The organism is Wolbachia endosymbiont of Folsomia candida (assembly GCF_001931755.2).
Lineage (GTDB): Bacteria > Pseudomonadota > Alphaproteobacteria > Rickettsiales > Anaplasmataceae > Wolbachia.
On record NZ_CP015510.2, the window covers coordinates 1,085,757 to 1,104,824 of the forward strand.

Here is a 19,068-nt window from a genome sequence, read left to right on the forward strand (position 1 = left end):
CAATTGTTGTTCCACTATTAAATACTCATGCAACATGTTTGCTATACAAATAGCTATCCTGGTAGCATCTACTGATATTACGGAGGTTTTTCCTTCCAATGGCATAATTTCTTTCCTATAATCGTTTCTGTGTTAGTCATTAATCAACCTCTTTGCTATTTTTAGCTTGATCAAGATTGGTAACTAATTTAACTAACTGCTGAAGATGGGAAAACGATAAAATAGGCGATAAATCAGTAAGGGTTTGATAAAGATTAGGATCTGCTTTGTCTGTCCAATCACGTGGAATGCCTACTGTACCACGCGTCAACGTTTTCAAACTAAATATATCCCGATTATTAAAGTTTTTTGTTGATAATATTTGAAAACTTTTCCCCTTCCATGGATGGAATGGATGAGTAATAGTAGCGTATCCCGAATATCGACTGGACTTAGGTGCAGTTAATTCTAACCATGAGCAACCCAAGTACACTGTATTAAAGCAGTGCGTGCCATTTTCGACCCTCGTTTGGTAATCCTTCCAATCGTGCACTGTTGATTAGATTGAGAAACATATGGTACAACTCCAAAATAAGCAGTGAGTTTTTCAGGATCGCGAAAGTCATTAATATCACCAATTGTTGTAATAAAAACAGCTGCAGAAATTACACCAATGCCTTTAATGCTAATGAGATTATAAAATCCAGGAAGCTGTTTAACAAAAGTTTCAATTTCCTTTTCAAGTTTCTTGAGGCTTTCTCGTATAGCTTCTAGGTGATAGCTGATCACTTCAATTTCAACTTTTTCCAAATGACACCAATTATGTTTTTGAATAGCACGTTTAAACCCCGTTTTGGTTGTCAGTGCTTCCTTTTTAATTTTTATTCCGTGGTAATTAAAAAGACTGTGCATTTTGTTAATCAAAGATATCCGTGATTTTACTAACTGTTCTCTTGTTTTAAGAAGAGAAACTAATTGCTGATATTGTGTGTTTTTGCATCTTGCTTCAGGCAGCATATCCTTGCTTAGAAAAAAAGCAATAGCTCTTGCATCATGCTTATCTGTCTTGTGTACAGAACGGCGAATAACTTCGAATTGCAAAGGAGCAATTATTACCACACGCTTGACGTAAGGTAACACTTCATCATAAAAGAAACAGCTGTTACCTGTTGCTTCTAAAGCTACTTCATCTGTTGGCTGAAGATTCTCAATAAAATTGTTTATATCCTGCAAGCGAAACGTGCGAATATATTCTGGTTTTTCTTGCTCTAAATAACAGGCAGTGAAGCTATTTGTATGTAAATCAACTCCAATGTAACGCATACTTTTTCCTCCAATTGCATAATAATATATCAGAGTAGAATATTGCCGGTTGATCCAAACTCCTATACGCGGTCACCGAATTTTATGGGCCGCACGATGGTTTTCGGTGGCAGGTGCGGTTAATCTAAAGTACGAGGTCTTCTTTCACTGCATATAAAAGCAGAGGGAGCCTCAAGCTTTGCCCAACCTGCTACCTATCCACTCTGAGAAGTTATTATCTTCTCATGCTCTCAACCGAGCAATAACTATTCATATCATCTAAAGTAATTTTTTTCTGTCACAATTATGTGATCAATTAACTCTATCTCCATGCTACTGCACGCTAATGATAGGATTTTGGTTAAACTTATATCGTGCTGTGATGGTTTTGCACTTCCTAAGTGGTTGTGTGCTATAACCATTGCAGTTGCTCCTACTAGTAGTGCTCTTTTTATTACTTCTCTCGCATATAGAGGTGTTTTATCTACTGTTCCCTCTTGAGTGTACTCATCGATAATACGAGATTTCTTGTTCAAATAAATAACACGAAAGTTTTCTATACTTAATTGGCCTATTGTTACTCTTAAGTATTCTATCAATTTTTTCTGATTCTCAATTATTGGCAGTTCTTCCAGATCTTCTCTGAGCATTCTTTCAATTGTTTCCCTCACACACATAATACTTGCTATTGCTGAATCGTTCATACCAGTTACACTTTTCAGCTCATGAAAGTCAGCGCTAATCACCTTACCAATACTCTTGAACAGCTCTAATAATCTTTCTGCAACTTCTTTATTTTCCCCATTATTAAATGAAGAATATAAAATAAGCTCCACCAGCTCAAGATCAAGTAATGACGACCTACCTTTGCTTGCTAATACTCTTTTTTCCAGTTCTGTTTTTCTTTTGTTTTCACTATTATTCATAAAATTACCTATTTATTAACGACTAAACAAATTCAATTATTTACTCTGCTTTTTTGGCAGTGGTGCACATAGAGCCATCAATTTTTCAGTAAGTCAAATCTTTTTTGAATATTTTTTGATATTTTTTTATTAATAATAATGGTGAATATATTGATTTTTGATTTCTATTGCAGTTGGAAAATAAAAAAATTGAACTTTGATGACTAATAATGTATAATCACTAATGCTTTTTTAGACGTCTTAATTATGGCTATTTCCAAGTTTTTAGACCCAAAATGTGATCTAACGTTCAAACGAATCTTTGGTACTGAGAAAAATCAAAATATTCTTATCCACTTTCTAAATGATATTTTAGGGTTTACTGAGAAAAGTGCAATACAAGAAGTAGAATTCCTCAGTACTATCATGGATCCTGAGATTGCCTCTGACAAACAAAGTATAGTTGATATTCTTTGCAAAGATTCTATTGGTAATAGATTCGTAATCGAGATGCAGGTCGCTAGAGACAAAGGCTTTGAAAAACGTGCCCAACTATATGCTGCTAAAGCTTATTCTAGACAGTCATGCAGTTATTTTGATTTACAAAAAGTTTACTTCATCGCCATTTCTAATTGTAATTTATTTCCTATAGATGTTCATTATATTTCCACTCATAATATACGTGATATCAAAACCAATGGACATTACTTAAAAGACTTTCAGTTTGTTTTCATTGAATTGCCTAAATTTCTTAAAAGCACAGTAGATCAACTAGAGAACACTATAGAACGTTGGTGCTATTTCTTTCGGTATGCAGAGGATACTACAGATGAAGACCTAAAAAAAATTGCAGAACAAGCACCAATTATAAAGCTCGCATATGATGAGTTAGATAAGTTTCACTGGAATGAAAAAGATCTAGCAGCTTACGAAGAGAGAATTATGGATATACAGAAAGAAGCAGCCATCCTAGAATATAAACTTGATCTTGCTACTGAAAAGGGCATACAAATCGGTAAAGAGGAAGGCAGAGAGGAAGGCATCCAAATAGGTGCGGAGAAAGGGAAAATTGAAGTAGCAAGAAATTCACTTAAGGCTGGTATATCTGTGGATATTGTAGCTCAAATAACAGGTCTCTCTGTTGACAAGGTAAAGGAACTACAGAAAGAAAGGACCATATAGCTTTCCGTACCTTACTCTGTCTTTAAATCAAATCTCTCTTTGTCACAAGGAGCCACATTACTATTATCTCGTGCTGCTGACTCTTTTTTGTCATACTTCCTTATCCACCTATACAGTCCACTAGAATCAACACCCAATTCTCTTGCTACTTTCGTAACTGTTTTCCCTGTATTTTTACATAATTTTATAGCTGCTAGCTTGAATTCTCGTGTAAACTTTCTTCCATTAGGCATCTTATACCTCACTTAAAAATCTATTTATAAAAATGAATTTTCTCCCCATTACTGTATTCTCCTTGCACTTGAATTTTCTATTGCTAGATCACTCAATAAGCTTTTTGGTTTATCTTCTTGAAGTACCGGTTTAGCTTTAGGTAATCTATCTACATTTATTGGCTTTTGTTTTCCTACAAGCAATTCAACTTCTTTTTCAGCCAAGACCTCTTCTATGTTATTCTTTAAACGATCTAAGAATTTATCAGTTTGTTTAAACTCTGGACTAGCTTCTTTTGCAGATGAGTATAAGGTCTTTGATATTTCAGAAAAATTACCATTTCTTATTTGTCCAACTATAGCTGAACTTGTGGCTACTTGATTAAACTTTAAATTCGTTACTGATATACCTGACTTAACAGCTGTTTCATTTAATACTTGCTCGAACTTTGTAGTGATATTTAATGCATGGCCCTGTGCTTCTAGTAAGAACATAGACTTACCTTCTGTAGAGATAGGCTTCTTACCTGTAATTTTTCTTATAAATACATCCAAGAGCAGTATTATACCATCAACATCTACTTGTGATATGTTTGGTAGGTCCTTAGCTGTAGAGCTGGATGTTTTTTCTGATTCTATGGTGCGAGAGTTAAATAACCCACCTATAGAACCTTTTACCCAACCGAATAAATCATTTATCAACGAAGATGTTCTTATAGCACTGCTTGTAGCTTTCTCCTCAACACTATGATTCCCATCTTCCATGACAGGAGTGGCATTATTTTGGGCAGCAAAAAACTCAAGATCATCTGATACATTACTACTTGTAATAGTTTTTGTATTAATAGCACGACGGCTGCGTTGATGTGTTGTAGTATTTTTTAATAAATCAACAATTTCTCTTCTACCGTGCTGTTCTGCCATATGAAGAGCTGTCTCACCACTATCAGTTCTAGCATTAACATTAGCACCCTTATTCAGTAATGCTAAAACTGTCTCTGTATTACCCTTGTATGCCGCCCAATGAAGAGCTGTCCATCCACCATTAGTTTTCGCATTAATATCAGCACCTTCGTCCAATAAAGCTAGGGATACTTCCTTATGACCTTTTTCAGCAGCTTTATGCAGCGATGTCCAATTACCATTAGTCTTAGCATTAACATCAGCTCCTTTATCTATAAGATATTTTACTAGATCTAAATTACCAGAAGATGCTGCCTCGTGTAGAAGAGTATTGCCATAATTGTCTTTAGTGTTTACATCAACCCTTTTCTCCTCTACAAGATATTTTACTAGGTCTAAATTGCCAGAATAAGCAGCATAGTGAAGAGAAGTCTTACCGTCATTGCTTTTTATGTTAATATCAGCCTTCTTGTCATCTATCAGATATTTTACTAGATCCAAACTTCCAGAAAATGCAGCATGGTGAAGAGGAGTCCTACCATCATTTGCTTTACTGTTTACATCATCTTTCTTCTCATCTACTAGATATTTTACTACATCTAATTTACTAGAACCCAAATTATGAGAAGATGCTGCTTCATGTAGTATTGTATTTCCGTCATTTGCTTTTCTGTTTACATCAAATTTATCTTCCTCGATAAGATCTTTTATTAAATTCCAATTAATCCATTCATAGTAATAAGGATTATAAATCTTTTGCGTATCTTTCTCTGCTACACAACTATAAATACCATTTCTTATGTCCATGCCTACAAGTAAGTATTTAAATTCTTCTTCGTCACTTAATTCTTCTAGCTGGGTTATACCATATTTACTTATTAAATGCTGAATCTCTGATACTTCTGATAAATCTACCTCTATTGTTTGGTTAAACTTCAGTACAGAAACTTTATTCCTATTCTCTATCGTAAAATTATCTTTGGCGCCAAAACATTGATCAAGATCGTTTAATTTCTCTTTATCAGGATTTTTTAATGATAAATTAGTGTAGCCTTTTGTTATTAGCCATGTCAGCGCTTCTACTACCTGACTATCTTGTAAAACTTCTTTTAACTTCTCTTTGTTATAAAGAGTAGAATACGCAGCAACAAACTCTTGTTGATCTTCCATTGAATCAAAACCTAGGCAGCTATAAGTATCAATACCATTTGCTATTCCATTACTTGCAAATAAGTATTTTAGGCCATTTACTATTTTGCCGTTTAACTTTTCTAATTGTTCATCCAAAGCATTACTTTGAGCAGCTTTGTTGATTACAGCCTGAATTTCTGCAACTTCTGACAAATCAAATTTATCTAATTTTCTGACTTCTATTGATGATTTATCTTCCTGACCAAACCTCAACATTGAAATTCTATGATCTGTTTCGTTCCAATTTTTTATGACAAACGTGGCATTATTTTGAGCAAAGACAAGATCATTGTTATCAGCTGACACCTCAATATCTGCAGGGTCTTTAAGTAGCAATATTCCTACTCGTTTATCATCTGGCTCTACTGTAGTTAAACTACCATTAACAAACTTTTGGTTGTGATAAATAGTAGAGTTAAAAGTAGACATCCTATATTCTCTAAAACTGTCATAATAGCTACTTCTTATCTCATCTTGATAATTTATTGCAATTTTGGCTAATTCAGATAACTGCTTAGAACTTAGCTTTTCTTTACTACGAAAATTTAATGTAAAGTTTCCATATTGGTTGCCATAGAAGTTTTCTACCTTAACTATTAGCGGTTGATCATCCATTAACATGAGGTCATTTCCATATCTATAAAACCTTATGTCATCTAGCTTAGCGTCCACTATAACTTCTGGATTATTTTGCACCTTTTCTGCCGATAATAAAAACATGTACTGACCTTTTGTCGCATGGAAGAAAGGTACTAGCTGCACATAAGACTGTTTACTTGGCCATGGTAAAAATGTGTTTTTGTCTTTATCTATTATTGTTAAGTGTCTATAACTGCTATTTCTAAAGAAATTTTCTACTTTGATATTTGCTGTTACGTTGCCTGTAGCTATATGCAAATCATCTTCAACTCTATTGGTTTCAATTGAATCTGTAGGTAAGTAAAGTATATCAAGAGCTTTTTTCTCATCGTAGTTGTTGATTGTAACATTAGCTTTCTCACCTGAAATCAGACTATAAACATCACTTTCTTCATTACCTTGAGCAAAAGTGACATTTTGAGTTAGCGGTATTACATCACTACCTTCAGAGCCAAAGATCATGTTGTTTCCTGCTAAATCTCTCACTACTCCATAGACTGTGTAGTTGCCATTAACCTGGGAAATTTCTTGGTAGCGCTGAGCAACATCATCTCTATTGGTCAAATTAATTTCTGCTTTTAAATTGAAATGTGTGGAATTTTGCTGAATGATAGGTTCAATAACACTGCCATACTTATCGATCAGTAGATAATGATGATTATTCTCTTTATCTAAATAATTTTGAACATCAAGTGTAAATGTACCACTATTTCCACTATTACCTTGAATCTCAATTGATAACGTATTGTTTGTAGATGAATAACTAATATTTGAAGCTCTTTGTAATAATGCAGTATCAGAAAATATTACAAATCCTTTGCCTTCACCCCTTATTTCAGCATGACCAGCACTTGGTTTAATGTAAAAAGTATTGTCAGATTCATTACTTACTACCTTAGTATTTCCTGTAACTATCACCTTTCTGCAGTTACTTACAACATCGCTATTTCCACTATTACCACCACGACTATCTATTACTATTTTATTATTCATGTTCTGACAATCAACATGTTCTGCTTCTGCCTTTCTACCAATAAAATGATTAATATTTTCAGCAGTCATTTGGGCTTCTTGAGTGGTGACGATATTATTTTCATAAGATAATCCTTTACTTTTTAACTGGCTCACATCAAGTACATTAGTTGCATTTGCTGTGCCACCAGAAACCCTACCAAAGAAATTATCATCGGTTAAAGTAAAGACATTGCTGGTATGATTGCTGCCATATATTTTTGTTCCACCTTGGGCAATATTGAATTGATTATTATACTTACTGCTACTTACTATCAGACCATTTCCATTTACCAAACTTAAATCAAACACCATAGTTGGGTTTTCCATAGTATCATTCTTACGGCCAACTATTATAGCATTGTGACAATGATAAATAGCTGTAGAAGAATTGCTGTACAATGCAGGGCTATCGCCATACCCACTATCCCAATGAGGGACAAGAAAATCACTATGAGGAACAGTGTACACTGGTTTTCTACCAATGAAGCTGTTGCCATATTCGTAATCACGGTGAGTAAACTGAGGAAGACAAAGCATTTCTGCTTCAGAAGAAGGAGATACTGGAACAATACGTGATAAATTTCGACCATTTCTTTCGTTACTTGGATTACTCATGCCAATAGAGCTACTGCTTGGCTCAACTACTACTGTTTTTGGTTTTGGTAATATTTCTTTGATTGCTTCTTCCAGATCCTCTTGATTATGAACATAAACATCGTTTCTTAATTTGGCACCTGTCATAGATTGCTCCATGTCATCTATCATTCTTTTAGAACGAGAATGAGTATCATCGACAAATCTAATCTCTCCAAGTCCCATACCGTACGCAGCCACATGAGTATTGTTCTGCAGATATTCCCATGCTTGCTCAGCTAACTTATTTACTACATCTTTTCTTGCTGCAAGGTATTGAACATCTTCAGGTGGTAATTGTAGAGCAAATGTATGCCAAAAGAGCCTAAACTCTTGATTAGTTGTTAGTTTGTACTTTTTATATTCAATTACCATACTAGTGCCACTATAAAGCCCTTGGCCAATAATGATTCCAAGTCCAACTACAGTTCCAACTCCTGGCTTTCCAAGAGCAGTAAATGCTACACCTGTTGCAACTGATGAGCCAGAGAAAACAACTCCAGCAATACTATCTCGCCATTCTTTAGTGCCTTTTTTGCTATTGGCTAAGTCAATTGATGAACTGACTAAATCATAGATATCAAATGGACTTGAAATCAGGCCAGCAAATCCTCTTGTTAAGAAAATACCATGTTTCATCTGTTTAATAATTTGCAATGAGCAATATCATATAACCCTTTAGCCATACTGATTCTACCAGCAGCGTTGGTGAGTCTATTTGGCCAGTGTTTAGTATTTGCAACTTCAAGATAGTAAGGAAGAGCTTTAATTGACTGTTCAATTGGTCCTTTCAAAATTTTATTCAATTGATAAGAATCTAACATTTGGCCATCTTCAGAGAGAACTAAATCCTTAACCGTTTTAGCATCTTTAATTTCTCCAATTGATCCATCAAAAGAAAGAGTAGAAGTCTTTTGTACTAAGCCTTGTATTATTTCCTTCTTATTACCTTTAAGGCTTTGCAGATACTCACGAGCTGTGATCTTTATTTTTCCTGAATTTAAATTTTCTGCCAAATCTTCACTACTCATTTCAGAATTAATAAGTACAGAGGCACTACCATCTGAATACAATTTAGCTCCCATGTCATACAATGTTACTCGAGATATCTTCTCACCATCAACATCGATCAAACCATGCTCTTGATCTTGTAGAGAAAGAAGATGACGTTCGGTTTGTATTGGTCTTTCTAAGATTTCTTTTTGCTCAGTTGTTAATGCATTATTCGCTTCTGTAACATCAAAATGTTCTACTAAAAATCCTTCTTCAGCCAGCGCGTATCCAGCATATGCTACTCCTTTTTTTACAACCTTCATTAGTTGATCAACACTCTTTAAATCAGACACCAGCGCAACGTTACTATCAAAATATGTGTAAGTGTCACCAGTGCGGTAAATTGCAACTACGTGATTACTGGTCACTAAATGAATAGCAAAGTCTTCAGTAAGTCCACTTACATAATGAGATAGATCATCAAGTGTTTTATAGCTTTTGATATGGCTAAGAGTTGAAGGTAAGCTACTTGTAGGTGAGGTTAATTCCTGTTCAGCATTATCAAGTAATCGACTTAATGCAAAGATCTCTTTCTCTTCCCTCTCAGATATCTGCTTTCCTTGTGCCAATCGCTCATATAGTTCTACTGAAATTTTCAGGTTGTTTAGGAATAATTTATGTGCCCTTCCATAATCCTCTATACCTCCAAAAAATAAACCCTGTGATACCATTCGGGTTATTCCTGCACATTTACCATCAATCTTGACATTTCTACTTTCGAATGACGGTAAGTATAGTCCTTGTTTTACTGCTTTTACCTTAGCATCAGAAAGATGATTACTTATATACTTATCTAAATATAAGAATGCTTTTTGTTGGACTTTATAATATTGTACATGCGCACGGTAATTGGTAATATCGAAAAATATAGAATCTTCACCTCCAGGAATGCCTTGTTCACCATCTCTTTTCTTCTGCACATAATCTTTCATTATTCGTAATTGCTTTGCAATCGGAGGAATTGACAATAATAACGATATACTTCTAGATCCTATCGAATGAATGGGCTTAGCATTAATATCTCTCAGTACCAATTTATTATTGTATTCAAATGCTGTAGAGATTGTCACTGGTGTGAATCGTGCACCTATAAAGTTACAGACATTACAAAACTTAATAATATAACCGATAAACTGTTCTGCATATCCTCCTTTAAAATCTGCTTTGATAAAATTCAGGACATTAGCAATGTTAGAAAAATTAATCACTGCATTAGTGCTTGCCCTATTATCTACTAAATATTTTATAACTTTTGCACTATTAAAAAATGCAGCACCATGCAGAGGTGTTAAACTATCCTTTTCACCAACATTTACACTTAATCCTCTTTCTACTAAAAGCTTAACCATGTCTAAATTATCATATACTGCAGCAGCGTGTAATGGTGTGATATGAAGCATTCCAAGAACTTTTTTTTCATCGCAATCAATCTTTATTTCTTTCTGTTCCAATAAGTACTTAACTACTTCATAGTTATTTTGAATAGCACTAGCAAATAAAGGTGTAACTCCAAATATATTGACAGTATTAATATTTGCTTTTTTGTTTATAAGGAATTGAACAGTGTCAAGCATACCATGAAAAGCAGCTGTTTCCAATAATGTAGTACCTTTCTTATCTGCGGCATTAATAAGGGCAAGTTCTTCTTTGTTCTCGCTAAACTTGTTAATAAGATATTCTAAAACTTTAGTGTGACCACTTTTAGCAGCAGAATGTAATACTGTCCAACCTGATATGTCGCTGACTTCTAAAATAGAGAATTTATCATTGCTCTTTTTTACAAGAAATTTTACAATATCCAAGTAACCCTCAGAAGCAGCCAAATGTAATGGTGTAAAACCATCATAAGCAGAACTATTAATATCAGCACCATTTTCTATAAGCAATTCTACAACTTTCAGATGACCATTGTTAGCAGCTAAGTGTAAAGGACCACGTTTTCCTTCCTTTGCTGGATTAGTTATTCTTATTCTCTCTTCTTCTGATTTATTCTCTAGTATCTTTTTAATAACTCCTATCTTACCTAACGATGCAACAATAGACAACACGTTCTCACCAGTTTTGTCCAGCAATTTAGCAATTTCTTCATGACCTTCATTAATAGCTATATACAATGGATCTCTACCTATGCTATCTTTAGCATTAACATTTGCACCTTTATCAACAAGAAATTTTACAACATCTTTATTGCCTCCATAAACAGCACCATGCAATACTGTCCAACCTGAAGCCATCCATGAAGAAGCAGCAGCACTATTGACATGAATACTTGCACCACTATCTATAAGCAATTCTACAACTTTCATATGACCATTCTCAGCAGCTCTATATAAAGGAGTCCTACCATAGGTATCTTTACTGTCAATATCATAAACATATGAAAATAACTTTCGTACTTTATTAAAGTAACCATCATATTTTATGTGTTTTAATATAGCTTTTGTTGCTTCATAATTACCACTATCAGCAAATAAGTGCAGTGGTGTACTCTTGCTTTCACCATACACTGAACTAAAATAAAAATTATCAATTAATTTGCCATACTTACTCGAATAATCCCATACGGATGTAACATGACTTATAGCTACATAACTATCATTTATTAATTCTAAAGCTTTTCTTAAAGTTTCCTCTTCCTTATCTTCTAACTTCAACCTTGTTATTTGTTGCACTAGCCTATGTATGTTCAGCTTTCCGCCATCTAAATTAGCCATAGAATATTGATCGAGCAATAGAGCAGCTTCATTCCGTGCATCTTCATCACTTATCAATTTTGAAAATATCTCTTCCATTGGAATTTTGTCAGGAGCAAGATAAGCCATAACTTCTAACATTTCCAAAGCTTGCGTTCCACCACGTGTTCTTTTCTGCTTTATTTTATCAGTTGTAATTTGCCAAGTTGTAAGTACTGTTTCAGTGTAGCGGTCATGTGTTTCGCCTGATGCTTTCCCTAGTAATTCACTTGCACTTTTCTTCTCATTGAACTTGTCCAAATAACTGCCTATTGTAAACCCTTCTTTACCTAACTTCTTTGACTCATCATCCTCTTTTTTAATGTACGATACTGCTTGTTGTAATGCTAAAGGAAGATATTGCAACTCTTTTGCTAGATTTTTGATCTCGCTTTCTTGTAATCCAGCCTCTATCTTAAGTGCTTTTCTAATGAATTCTACTGCTTCTTCTTTAGTAAATACACCTAATTGTAATTGTGCTATACTTGTTCCCCATTCTTGATCACGTGAAGTTATAAGAACAGAAGGCTTATTAGGACCAGATGGTAAAAACTTATCTATGCCTTCGTCTCCTTCTTTAACAGCTTTATATTTTCCAGCGTTGTCAAAAACAAAAAGACTTTTCCTATGCCTTTTAACAAAAAAACTATATACATCTTTGACAATAAGTTTTATTTCTTTTTCCTTACCATTCTCATCTGTAGTACTGATTCCTAACTTATCTTTAGCTAATCTACGCAAAGACTCTGCAATAGTTAAGTAGTTATCAGCATTTATCCAGACAACATTATCATCATAGTCTTTACTATGCTCACTGATATATTTTCTTGCTAACTCACTTTTACCTATACCACCAAGACCGGTTACAGAAGCCATCTGTGATATTACTAGCTGACCTCCATTTTGTAATGCTCTATGTAATTCCTGTAATTTTTCAGTTCTTCCAGTAAATAAAGGCACAGGATCTTTCACATCAAACCAAATTGAAACCTTTGCTGACTCTTGAAAAAATTTATTGTCTTCTGTCAGGTAATCATTTCCATCTTTCCACCATCTTTCTACTTTACTTTTAACATCAGCAAAGGTTGCATCAATGTCATTTTGCTCTACTTTATAGACTGACTGTATTTTTTGCCTCAGGATTTGACTCAACTGACTTTCACTAGGCTGACCAAAAAAAAGCTTTAGCTTACTTAAAAACTCCTCAACCTCATTTTCAGTAACAAGATCACTTGGTAATAGAAGGTTTGAATCTCCATCTTTAACTCCAAATTTATCAGAAAATTTTATAACTTTACCCTGTAACTCTTGCTTTAACTCATCCCCTTGCTTATTAAAAACTTTTCCTGTTTCTTCAAAAAAGATTCTTCTAAACTCTTTATCTTCTGAAGATAGATTTTCGTTATCATCTAAAAAATTATTATTCAATTTACCTTCTTTTATGCTTGTCTTATCAATCACTTTTTCTGCAAGTGCAATATGATAGCTCTTGAAAATATCTTTTTGCATATCTATTCCCTTTCCAGACGAAATAGCTGTAACTAGCTCTTTTGCTAACCTTCTACAATCTGATGCATTTTCTAAAACGCTCAATATCTCTTCTTTTCTACCACTATTAAATTCAAGTTGGTAATATTTACTTTGCAAATCTAACGTTCTTAAAAAATCGCTCTCATTTATATCTGCCTCTTTAATACTACTATCAGTGTTACTAAAAGTAGAAAGAGCGTTAGTGTAAATAATAAAATTAGAGTCCTCAAACTTACTTCCAAATATTGGATCTATTCCTTCTTCTGAAAATTGTTGTTTAATCTTACGGTAAGAAGTAAAGTACTTCTTTAATAGAAAGTCACCCTTATCTAATTTTGACAATAGTTTATCAACAGTAATTTTTCCCTTTTCGGGATTTTCTCTATGTTTAGCTTGCAAGAAAATAATCTTTGATTTTTCTACTTCGTTCTCGTTATACTTATACTTAAAGACCACATCATCAAAATCTCCTGCTTCTGCCATGTTTGTGTCTAAGTAAAAGCCTTCTATTTTCCCATCTTTTTTTTGTTTTACTCCTTGTAGCAGAAATAACATTGATAGCTCTATTTCATAAAGCTGACCACTAATACCAGAGGTCCCTTTTCTTCTATTTGTTGACCGCTGCTCTATTTGATTAGATGATTCTGCTTGATTACGACTGGAAAACTTTAACTGAGGATCAACAACTAAATCCTGTTCTATAGACGCTTGCTGCACAGAAGATCTTACTTGAGTTAACCTATCAACAACATCGTTTCTTTCAAAAAGCCTCGCAACATCTAATGGAGTTTGTTTAAGACGATTCTTAATATTAACATCTGCTTCTTGATTTAAGAGTAATTGAACAATCTCCTTATTATCATATTGAGCTGCAAAATGTAATACTGTCCAGCCTTCACTGTCTTTATAATTAACATTATCTATTCCCAAATTAAGATAAGTTCTAGCTTTCTGTTGTTCATTGCTACTGATAGCTTCAATTAACTTCTGTGCTTTTACTAAGCCAAAGTTATAATGTGATTCTCCATTATTGAATAATTGTATTTGGTCATTAGTATTATCATAATTGATAGAATGTTTAGTGCCATCAGAAAATACTAGTATATTACTATGTAACACTTGACTCATCGCTTGTATTTCATGATTACCACCCCAAGCTCTAGAGTCACGCATATACTCTACATATGTTTCAAATTTAAATTTCTTAACTTTATTTTGGTCTGGTATCTTATCAAGCTCGCTATCAATCTCTTGTACTGTAGCTTCATTTAAAGTAGCAGGTTTGAGCTTACTGATATCAATGTTATATTCGCTAATTTCGGTGCTAAACTCACTACGAAACCTTCCTTGAAATGTACCACCGACAACATAGTCTTCATTTTTACTATAAAGAAAATCGTGAATAGTGATAGATTCCTCAAATTTGCTTTGGTGTGAAGATATCTCATCTATTACTCTATTGCGAAATTTTTCTGTTACTAATCTTCTTAGCGTTTCATCATTACGAATAGCCGCACTATTTGAAGATGGATCATAGGCTTTAATTAAATTTTGTACTTGCGTTAGTTCTTGAGACTGTGTATTTCCAAATAATCTCTCAAATCTTTCTTGAAAGGCATTGTCATCATATTTTACAGGAGTGAAATAAGCTAAAGCAGCAGCCCAAAATAAACAACTCCCATCTGCTGGTACATTAATTCTTGTGAATAATTCTGCATTAAATGATTCTATTTTACTAGACGATATTTCTTGATTACCCGCTTGACTGGCTTCTAAATAAGCATTATCAACCAAGCTTGATTGCCTATGCCTTTCAAAAATATTGATAGTCTCTTGATCTTTAGCTAGCTCCAGCGGTGTTTTATTTTCGTTATTTCGAGCATCAATATCTGCACTCTTTGCAATTAAAGCTTCAATAACCTTCAAATGACCTTTCCCTGCGGCCAAATGTAGCGGTGTATTACCTTTGATTGTTTTAGCATTAATGTTTATTTCACCATTTTCTAGTAGTTTATTAACCACGTTCACATGATCATTTAAAAAAGCAGCCCAGTGCAATGATATAAAACCATCTTTATCCTGAGCATTAACATTAGCACCTTTTTCTAATAAAGCTTCAATGATACCCAAATGACCGTTTTTTGCAGCCAGGTGTAATGCTGTATTTTTATACTCAGTTTCAACTTCAATCTCAGCACCTTTATCTAGTAGGGAATTCACGACTTCAAGATAACCACCTTGTGCAGCTAAATGTAACGGTGTAAACTCATGTTTAGTCTTAGAATTAATTTCAGCTCTTTTACCCAGTAAAACATTCACAACTGCTAGATGACCATTTTGTGCTGCTAGGTGTAATGGGGTAAATTTATATTGAGGACTAGTTTCATCATTAACGTTAGCCTTATTATCTAATAAAACATTAACAATTCCTAGATGACCATTTTTTGCAGCTATATGCAAAGGTCTATTGTCAATTCTGTCACGGGTATCTACATTAGCTTTTTTGCTTATTAGCAACCTTACTATTTCTTCATTACCACCTTGCGCTGCATAATGTAAAGGTGTCTTTTTATTCTCATCTCTTGTATTAATGACCTTACGAAGTTTATTAGGATCTTTTATTTTGCTTAATATTGTGTTAACAATTTCATCATTGCTACTTCCAGCAATCAAGTGAAAATACCTGGTGCTTCTATTCTTAACGTCATTAATCACATCATTAACAATAAAATCTTCTACCAACTTATCGTACTGCTTTGCATAACTCCAAGCTGATATGATGTGAGGTGTGTAACTTTCTATACTATCATGACTTACCATTTGCTTTTTAAGTAACCCAAGAGTTTTTTCTAAAGTTTTTTCTTCTGCATTCTTACTTTTTAAATCGAATACTATTACTTGTTGTGTTAACCTATGAATATTTAATTGATCTTGTCCTAAGTTAATTGCAGAATACTGGTCTAGTAAGTTGACAGCACGGTTTAATTTCCCTTGTGCTCTAATGTTTTTTATCTCAGGATTATTTTCTTGTATGCTGTTTAGTGCTAATTCTAAAAATGTTTTTTTGGGAATATTATCAGGAGCAAGATAAGCCATTATATCTAAAATCTCTCTAGATAGTTCACTTTCTTCATTTGTTGATTGTTCTATCTTAGCAACTGTAATTTTAAAAGTTGCAAAAATTGTTTTGTCGTAGCTTAAGCCTGACTGATCAAGTAAAGATTTTACTTCCTCTTCGGATTTTTCATATATTTTCACATAGTCGCTAATCTCGAAATTTGATTTTTTGATATATGCTACTGTGTGCTGTAGAGCTAAGGGTAAGTATCCTAGGGTTTTTCCCAATTTTTCTACATCTCGATCCTGTAAGGCATTTTCACCCAATGCTTGTTTGATAAAAAGTTTATACTCACTCTCAGAAAAAACTTTCAGGTCTATCTTTTGCTCACTAAACAGCTCACGATTACGAGAAGTAAGTAAAATGTACGGTTTGTGTTCACTTTTAGGCAAAAATTCCCCAATATCATCTTTTTCAACATTATCAAAAATGAAAAGACTTTTTTTGTCAGCAAAGTATTTATATACGTCTTCAACAATAGATCCTAAACTCCTCTCTTCTTCATCTATATCTTTGATGTTAATTTTTAATTTCTCTTTAGCTAATTTATGAAATGACACTTTCAACGTTTCATCTGTTTCAGCATTGATCCATATAACATTGCCATCATAGTATTTACCAAACCTCTGAATATACCTTTTTGCTACTTCACTTTTACCTACTCCACCTAAACCAGTAATAGAGGTTATATGAGATGTTTCTTGATCACTTTTACGTAGTATTGCTTTATGTAAATTCCTTAACTCTTCTTTTCTTCCAACAAATGAATTTATCGGTCTCTTAACATCAAACGAAATACCCTCTCTAGTATTTCTAAGCAACTCAATAATATCTGATCTACTGCTTTCAGTTGCTATATCTAAAGGCGTTTTCTCATTTTTGTCTTTTGCATTGACATTAGCATTATTTTTAACAAGATGCTCAACAATAAGAAAATTACCCTTTTCAACAGCTTGGAGCAGTGGTGTTCTATCGTTAGCATCTTTAATGTCAATAGTCTTTTCATCAGCTTCTTCTGCAAGGAATTTAACAATCTCTTCCTTACCTTGTTGAACTGCATTGTATAACGGAGTTTTCCCATCTTTATCTTTGATACTAATATCGGCTCCGTTATCTATGAGGTATTGAGCAACTTCTAATTTAGCTCCTTTGTAAGCAGCCCAATTCAGGTAATAACTCAGGGGAGTCATATCATCTTTATTTTTTGTGTTAACATCAGCCTTGTTTTCAATTAGATACTTTACTACCTTCAACTTTTCTCCATGAGCAGCTTCATGCAATGGGGTATTATTGCTATTACTTGTTATATCAACTCGAAAATCCTTTTCTTCTATAAGATATTGAACTACTTTTAAATGACCATTATAAGCTGCTGTATGCAGAAGAGTAAGGCCAGTATCTTTAGGAATTATCTTTAAATCAGCACCTTTTCCTTCTAGGTATTTTACTATATCTAATACCACTTCATCTGAGATGTCAGAAGTTAAAACAGCAAAGTACAAGGGAGTAAAGCTATACTTATCAGGAGTTGTAAAATCAGCTCTCTTTTCTACAAGATATTTGATAGCATCTAAGTTACCACTCCCAATAGCATAGAACAGAGGAGTTCTACCGGCATGATTTTTAATATTAATACTAATGCCTTCCTTTTTTGTATTTATAAAATATTCGACTATCTTCAGGTAACCTTTTTCAGCAGCTAAATGTAAAGGAGTATCACTATGATCATAATTTTCAGCATTAATAATCGCTCCTTCTCCGATACCATTTTCAAGCCTTTCAATCTTTTGATCTTCATTTAAAGTATCGTCTTTTATAGTAGTAAATAGCTCTTGAGTTGCAGTCAGAATATTCTTAATCTCTCCATGATTGTATTGTTCTGCTAGCTGCAGAGGTGTTTTACTATCATCATTCCTAGCATTGAATTGAGCACCTTTCTCCATAAGGTATTTTACTACTTCCAACTTCTCTTCTTTAGCAGCTAAGTGTAGTGGTCTATTACCATCGTTATCCCTTATATTTAAATCTGCACCTTCCTCTACAAGAAGTTTAACTTGTTCTATATTGCCTTCTTTAGCTGCTTGAAGCAAGTTAGCTTTTTTAGGGGTTAATATATCAATAATTTCCTGATTGCCACTGTCTCTTGCTAGGTCTAGTGGTGTTTTATTATTAGCATTTTTTATGGTTTTATCTGCTCCACGCTCTAAAAGCAATTTTACAACGTCTTGATGTCCTTCGTGTATAGCAGCATGTAAAAATGTATCACCATCGCTATCAGTATAATTAATATCCACCTTATCAAGTAAACCTTTAATGTCATTTACTTTATCTACTAAAGGACTACCCTTCTTATGTTCACTTATAAGATTAAACAACTTCCTGTTATTATCTTCAGGATTATACTGCCGCCGTACTCTAGATTTAGGCTTAAAAGAATCACTACTTTGTTGTGTATTTTGCTGCTCTTCCAATAAATTAGTAACTTCTCCTTCTTTTTTTAGATAATCTATTGGATGTTGTGTTTTTAGCATAGAAACCCTCTATTACTTTCATTACTCAAACCCACTATGCTAAGCTTGGCTATATAGTAATTGTGAAAATCAGCAACGCAAGTTATTTAATACATATTTTGGCATTTATTTTTAGGCTGTTTTTCATCAACTATGTTTTGACAT

At 33.7% G+C, this 19,068-nt stretch carries 6 protein-coding genes and 1 pseudogene; 1 reads left to right on the forward strand and 6 read right to left on the reverse strand.

Annotation, left to right across the window (positions count from 1 at the left end; translation table 11 throughout):
* Nucleotides 1–139: 139 nt before the first annotated feature.
* From ASM33_RS04990 to ASM33_RS05000, 3 genes and pseudogenes are all read right to left on the reverse strand, one after another.
* The gene (locus tag ASM33_RS04990) at nt 140–532 is read right to left on the reverse strand and encodes a DUF5372 family protein (RefSeq protein WP_338063652.1); all 393 of its coding nucleotides are present in this window, start codon (nt 530–532) and stop codon (nt 140–142) included.
* A pseudogene (locus ASM33_RS04995) lies at nt 457–1,302 on the reverse strand (IS110 family RNA-guided transposase); the annotation flags it as partial. The gene ASM33_RS04990 and the pseudogene ASM33_RS04995, both read right to left, overlap by 76 nt.
* Nucleotides 1,303–1,556: 254 nt before the next feature.
* Nucleotides 1,557–2,207, reverse strand: a complete 651-nt coding sequence (locus ASM33_RS05000; protein WP_110410049.1) for a JAB domain-containing protein — start codon at nt 2,205–2,207, stop codon at nt 1,557–1,559.
* 246 nt (nt 2,208–2,453) lie between these two features.
* Between ASM33_RS05000 and ASM33_RS05005 the strand changes: the two genes are divergently transcribed.
* Complete coding sequence (locus ASM33_RS05005) at nt 2,454–3,368, forward strand: Rpn family recombination-promoting nuclease/putative transposase (RefSeq protein ID WP_110410118.1); 915 nt, start codon at nt 2,454–2,456, stop codon at nt 3,366–3,368.
* Nucleotides 3,369–3,379: 11 nt separating this feature from the next.
* On the opposite strand, the gene ASM33_RS05010 is transcribed toward ASM33_RS05005, so the two are convergent.
* The 3 genes from ASM33_RS05010 to ASM33_RS05020 are packed head-to-tail and all read right to left on the reverse strand — an operon-like array spanning nt 3,380 to nt 18,924.
* Nucleotides 3,380–3,601 (reverse strand): transposase, encoded by a 222-nt coding sequence (locus tag ASM33_RS05010; protein ID WP_218937012.1) that lies wholly within the window; start codon nt 3,599–3,601, stop codon nt 3,380–3,382.
* Nucleotides 3,602–3,649: 48 nt separating this feature from the next.
* Complete coding sequence (locus ASM33_RS05015; protein WP_157956383.1) at nt 3,650–8,599, reverse strand: ankyrin repeat domain-containing protein; 4,950 nt, start codon at nt 8,597–8,599, stop codon at nt 3,650–3,652.
* Nucleotides 8,596–18,924 (reverse strand): ankyrin repeat domain-containing protein, encoded by a 10,329-nt coding sequence (locus tag ASM33_RS05020; protein ID WP_110410115.1) that lies wholly within the window; start codon nt 18,922–18,924, stop codon nt 8,596–8,598. The genes ASM33_RS05015 and ASM33_RS05020 overlap by 4 nt, the downstream gene beginning before the upstream one ends.
* Nucleotides 18,925–19,068 lie beyond the last annotated feature (144 nt).

Coding starts and splice junctions, on each gene's coding strand:
- ASM33_RS05000 (WP_110410049.1), bottom strand. CDS start 2,207: ATGAATAATAGTGAAAACAAAAGAAAAACAGAACTGGAAAAAAGAGTA.
- ASM33_RS05005 (WP_110410118.1), top strand. CDS start 2,454: ATGGCTATTTCCAAGTTTTTAGACCCAAAATGTGATCTAACGTTCAAA.
- ASM33_RS05010 (WP_218937012.1), bottom strand. CDS start 3,601: ATGCCTAATGGAAGAAAGTTTACACGAGAATTCAAGCTAGCAGCTATA.
- ASM33_RS05015 (WP_157956383.1), bottom strand. CDS start 8,599: ATGAAACATGGTATTTTCTTAACAAGAGGATTTGCTGGCCTGATTTCA.
- ASM33_RS05020 (WP_110410115.1), bottom strand. CDS start 18,924: ATGCTAAAAACACAACATCCAATAGATTATCTAAAAAAAGAAGGAGAA.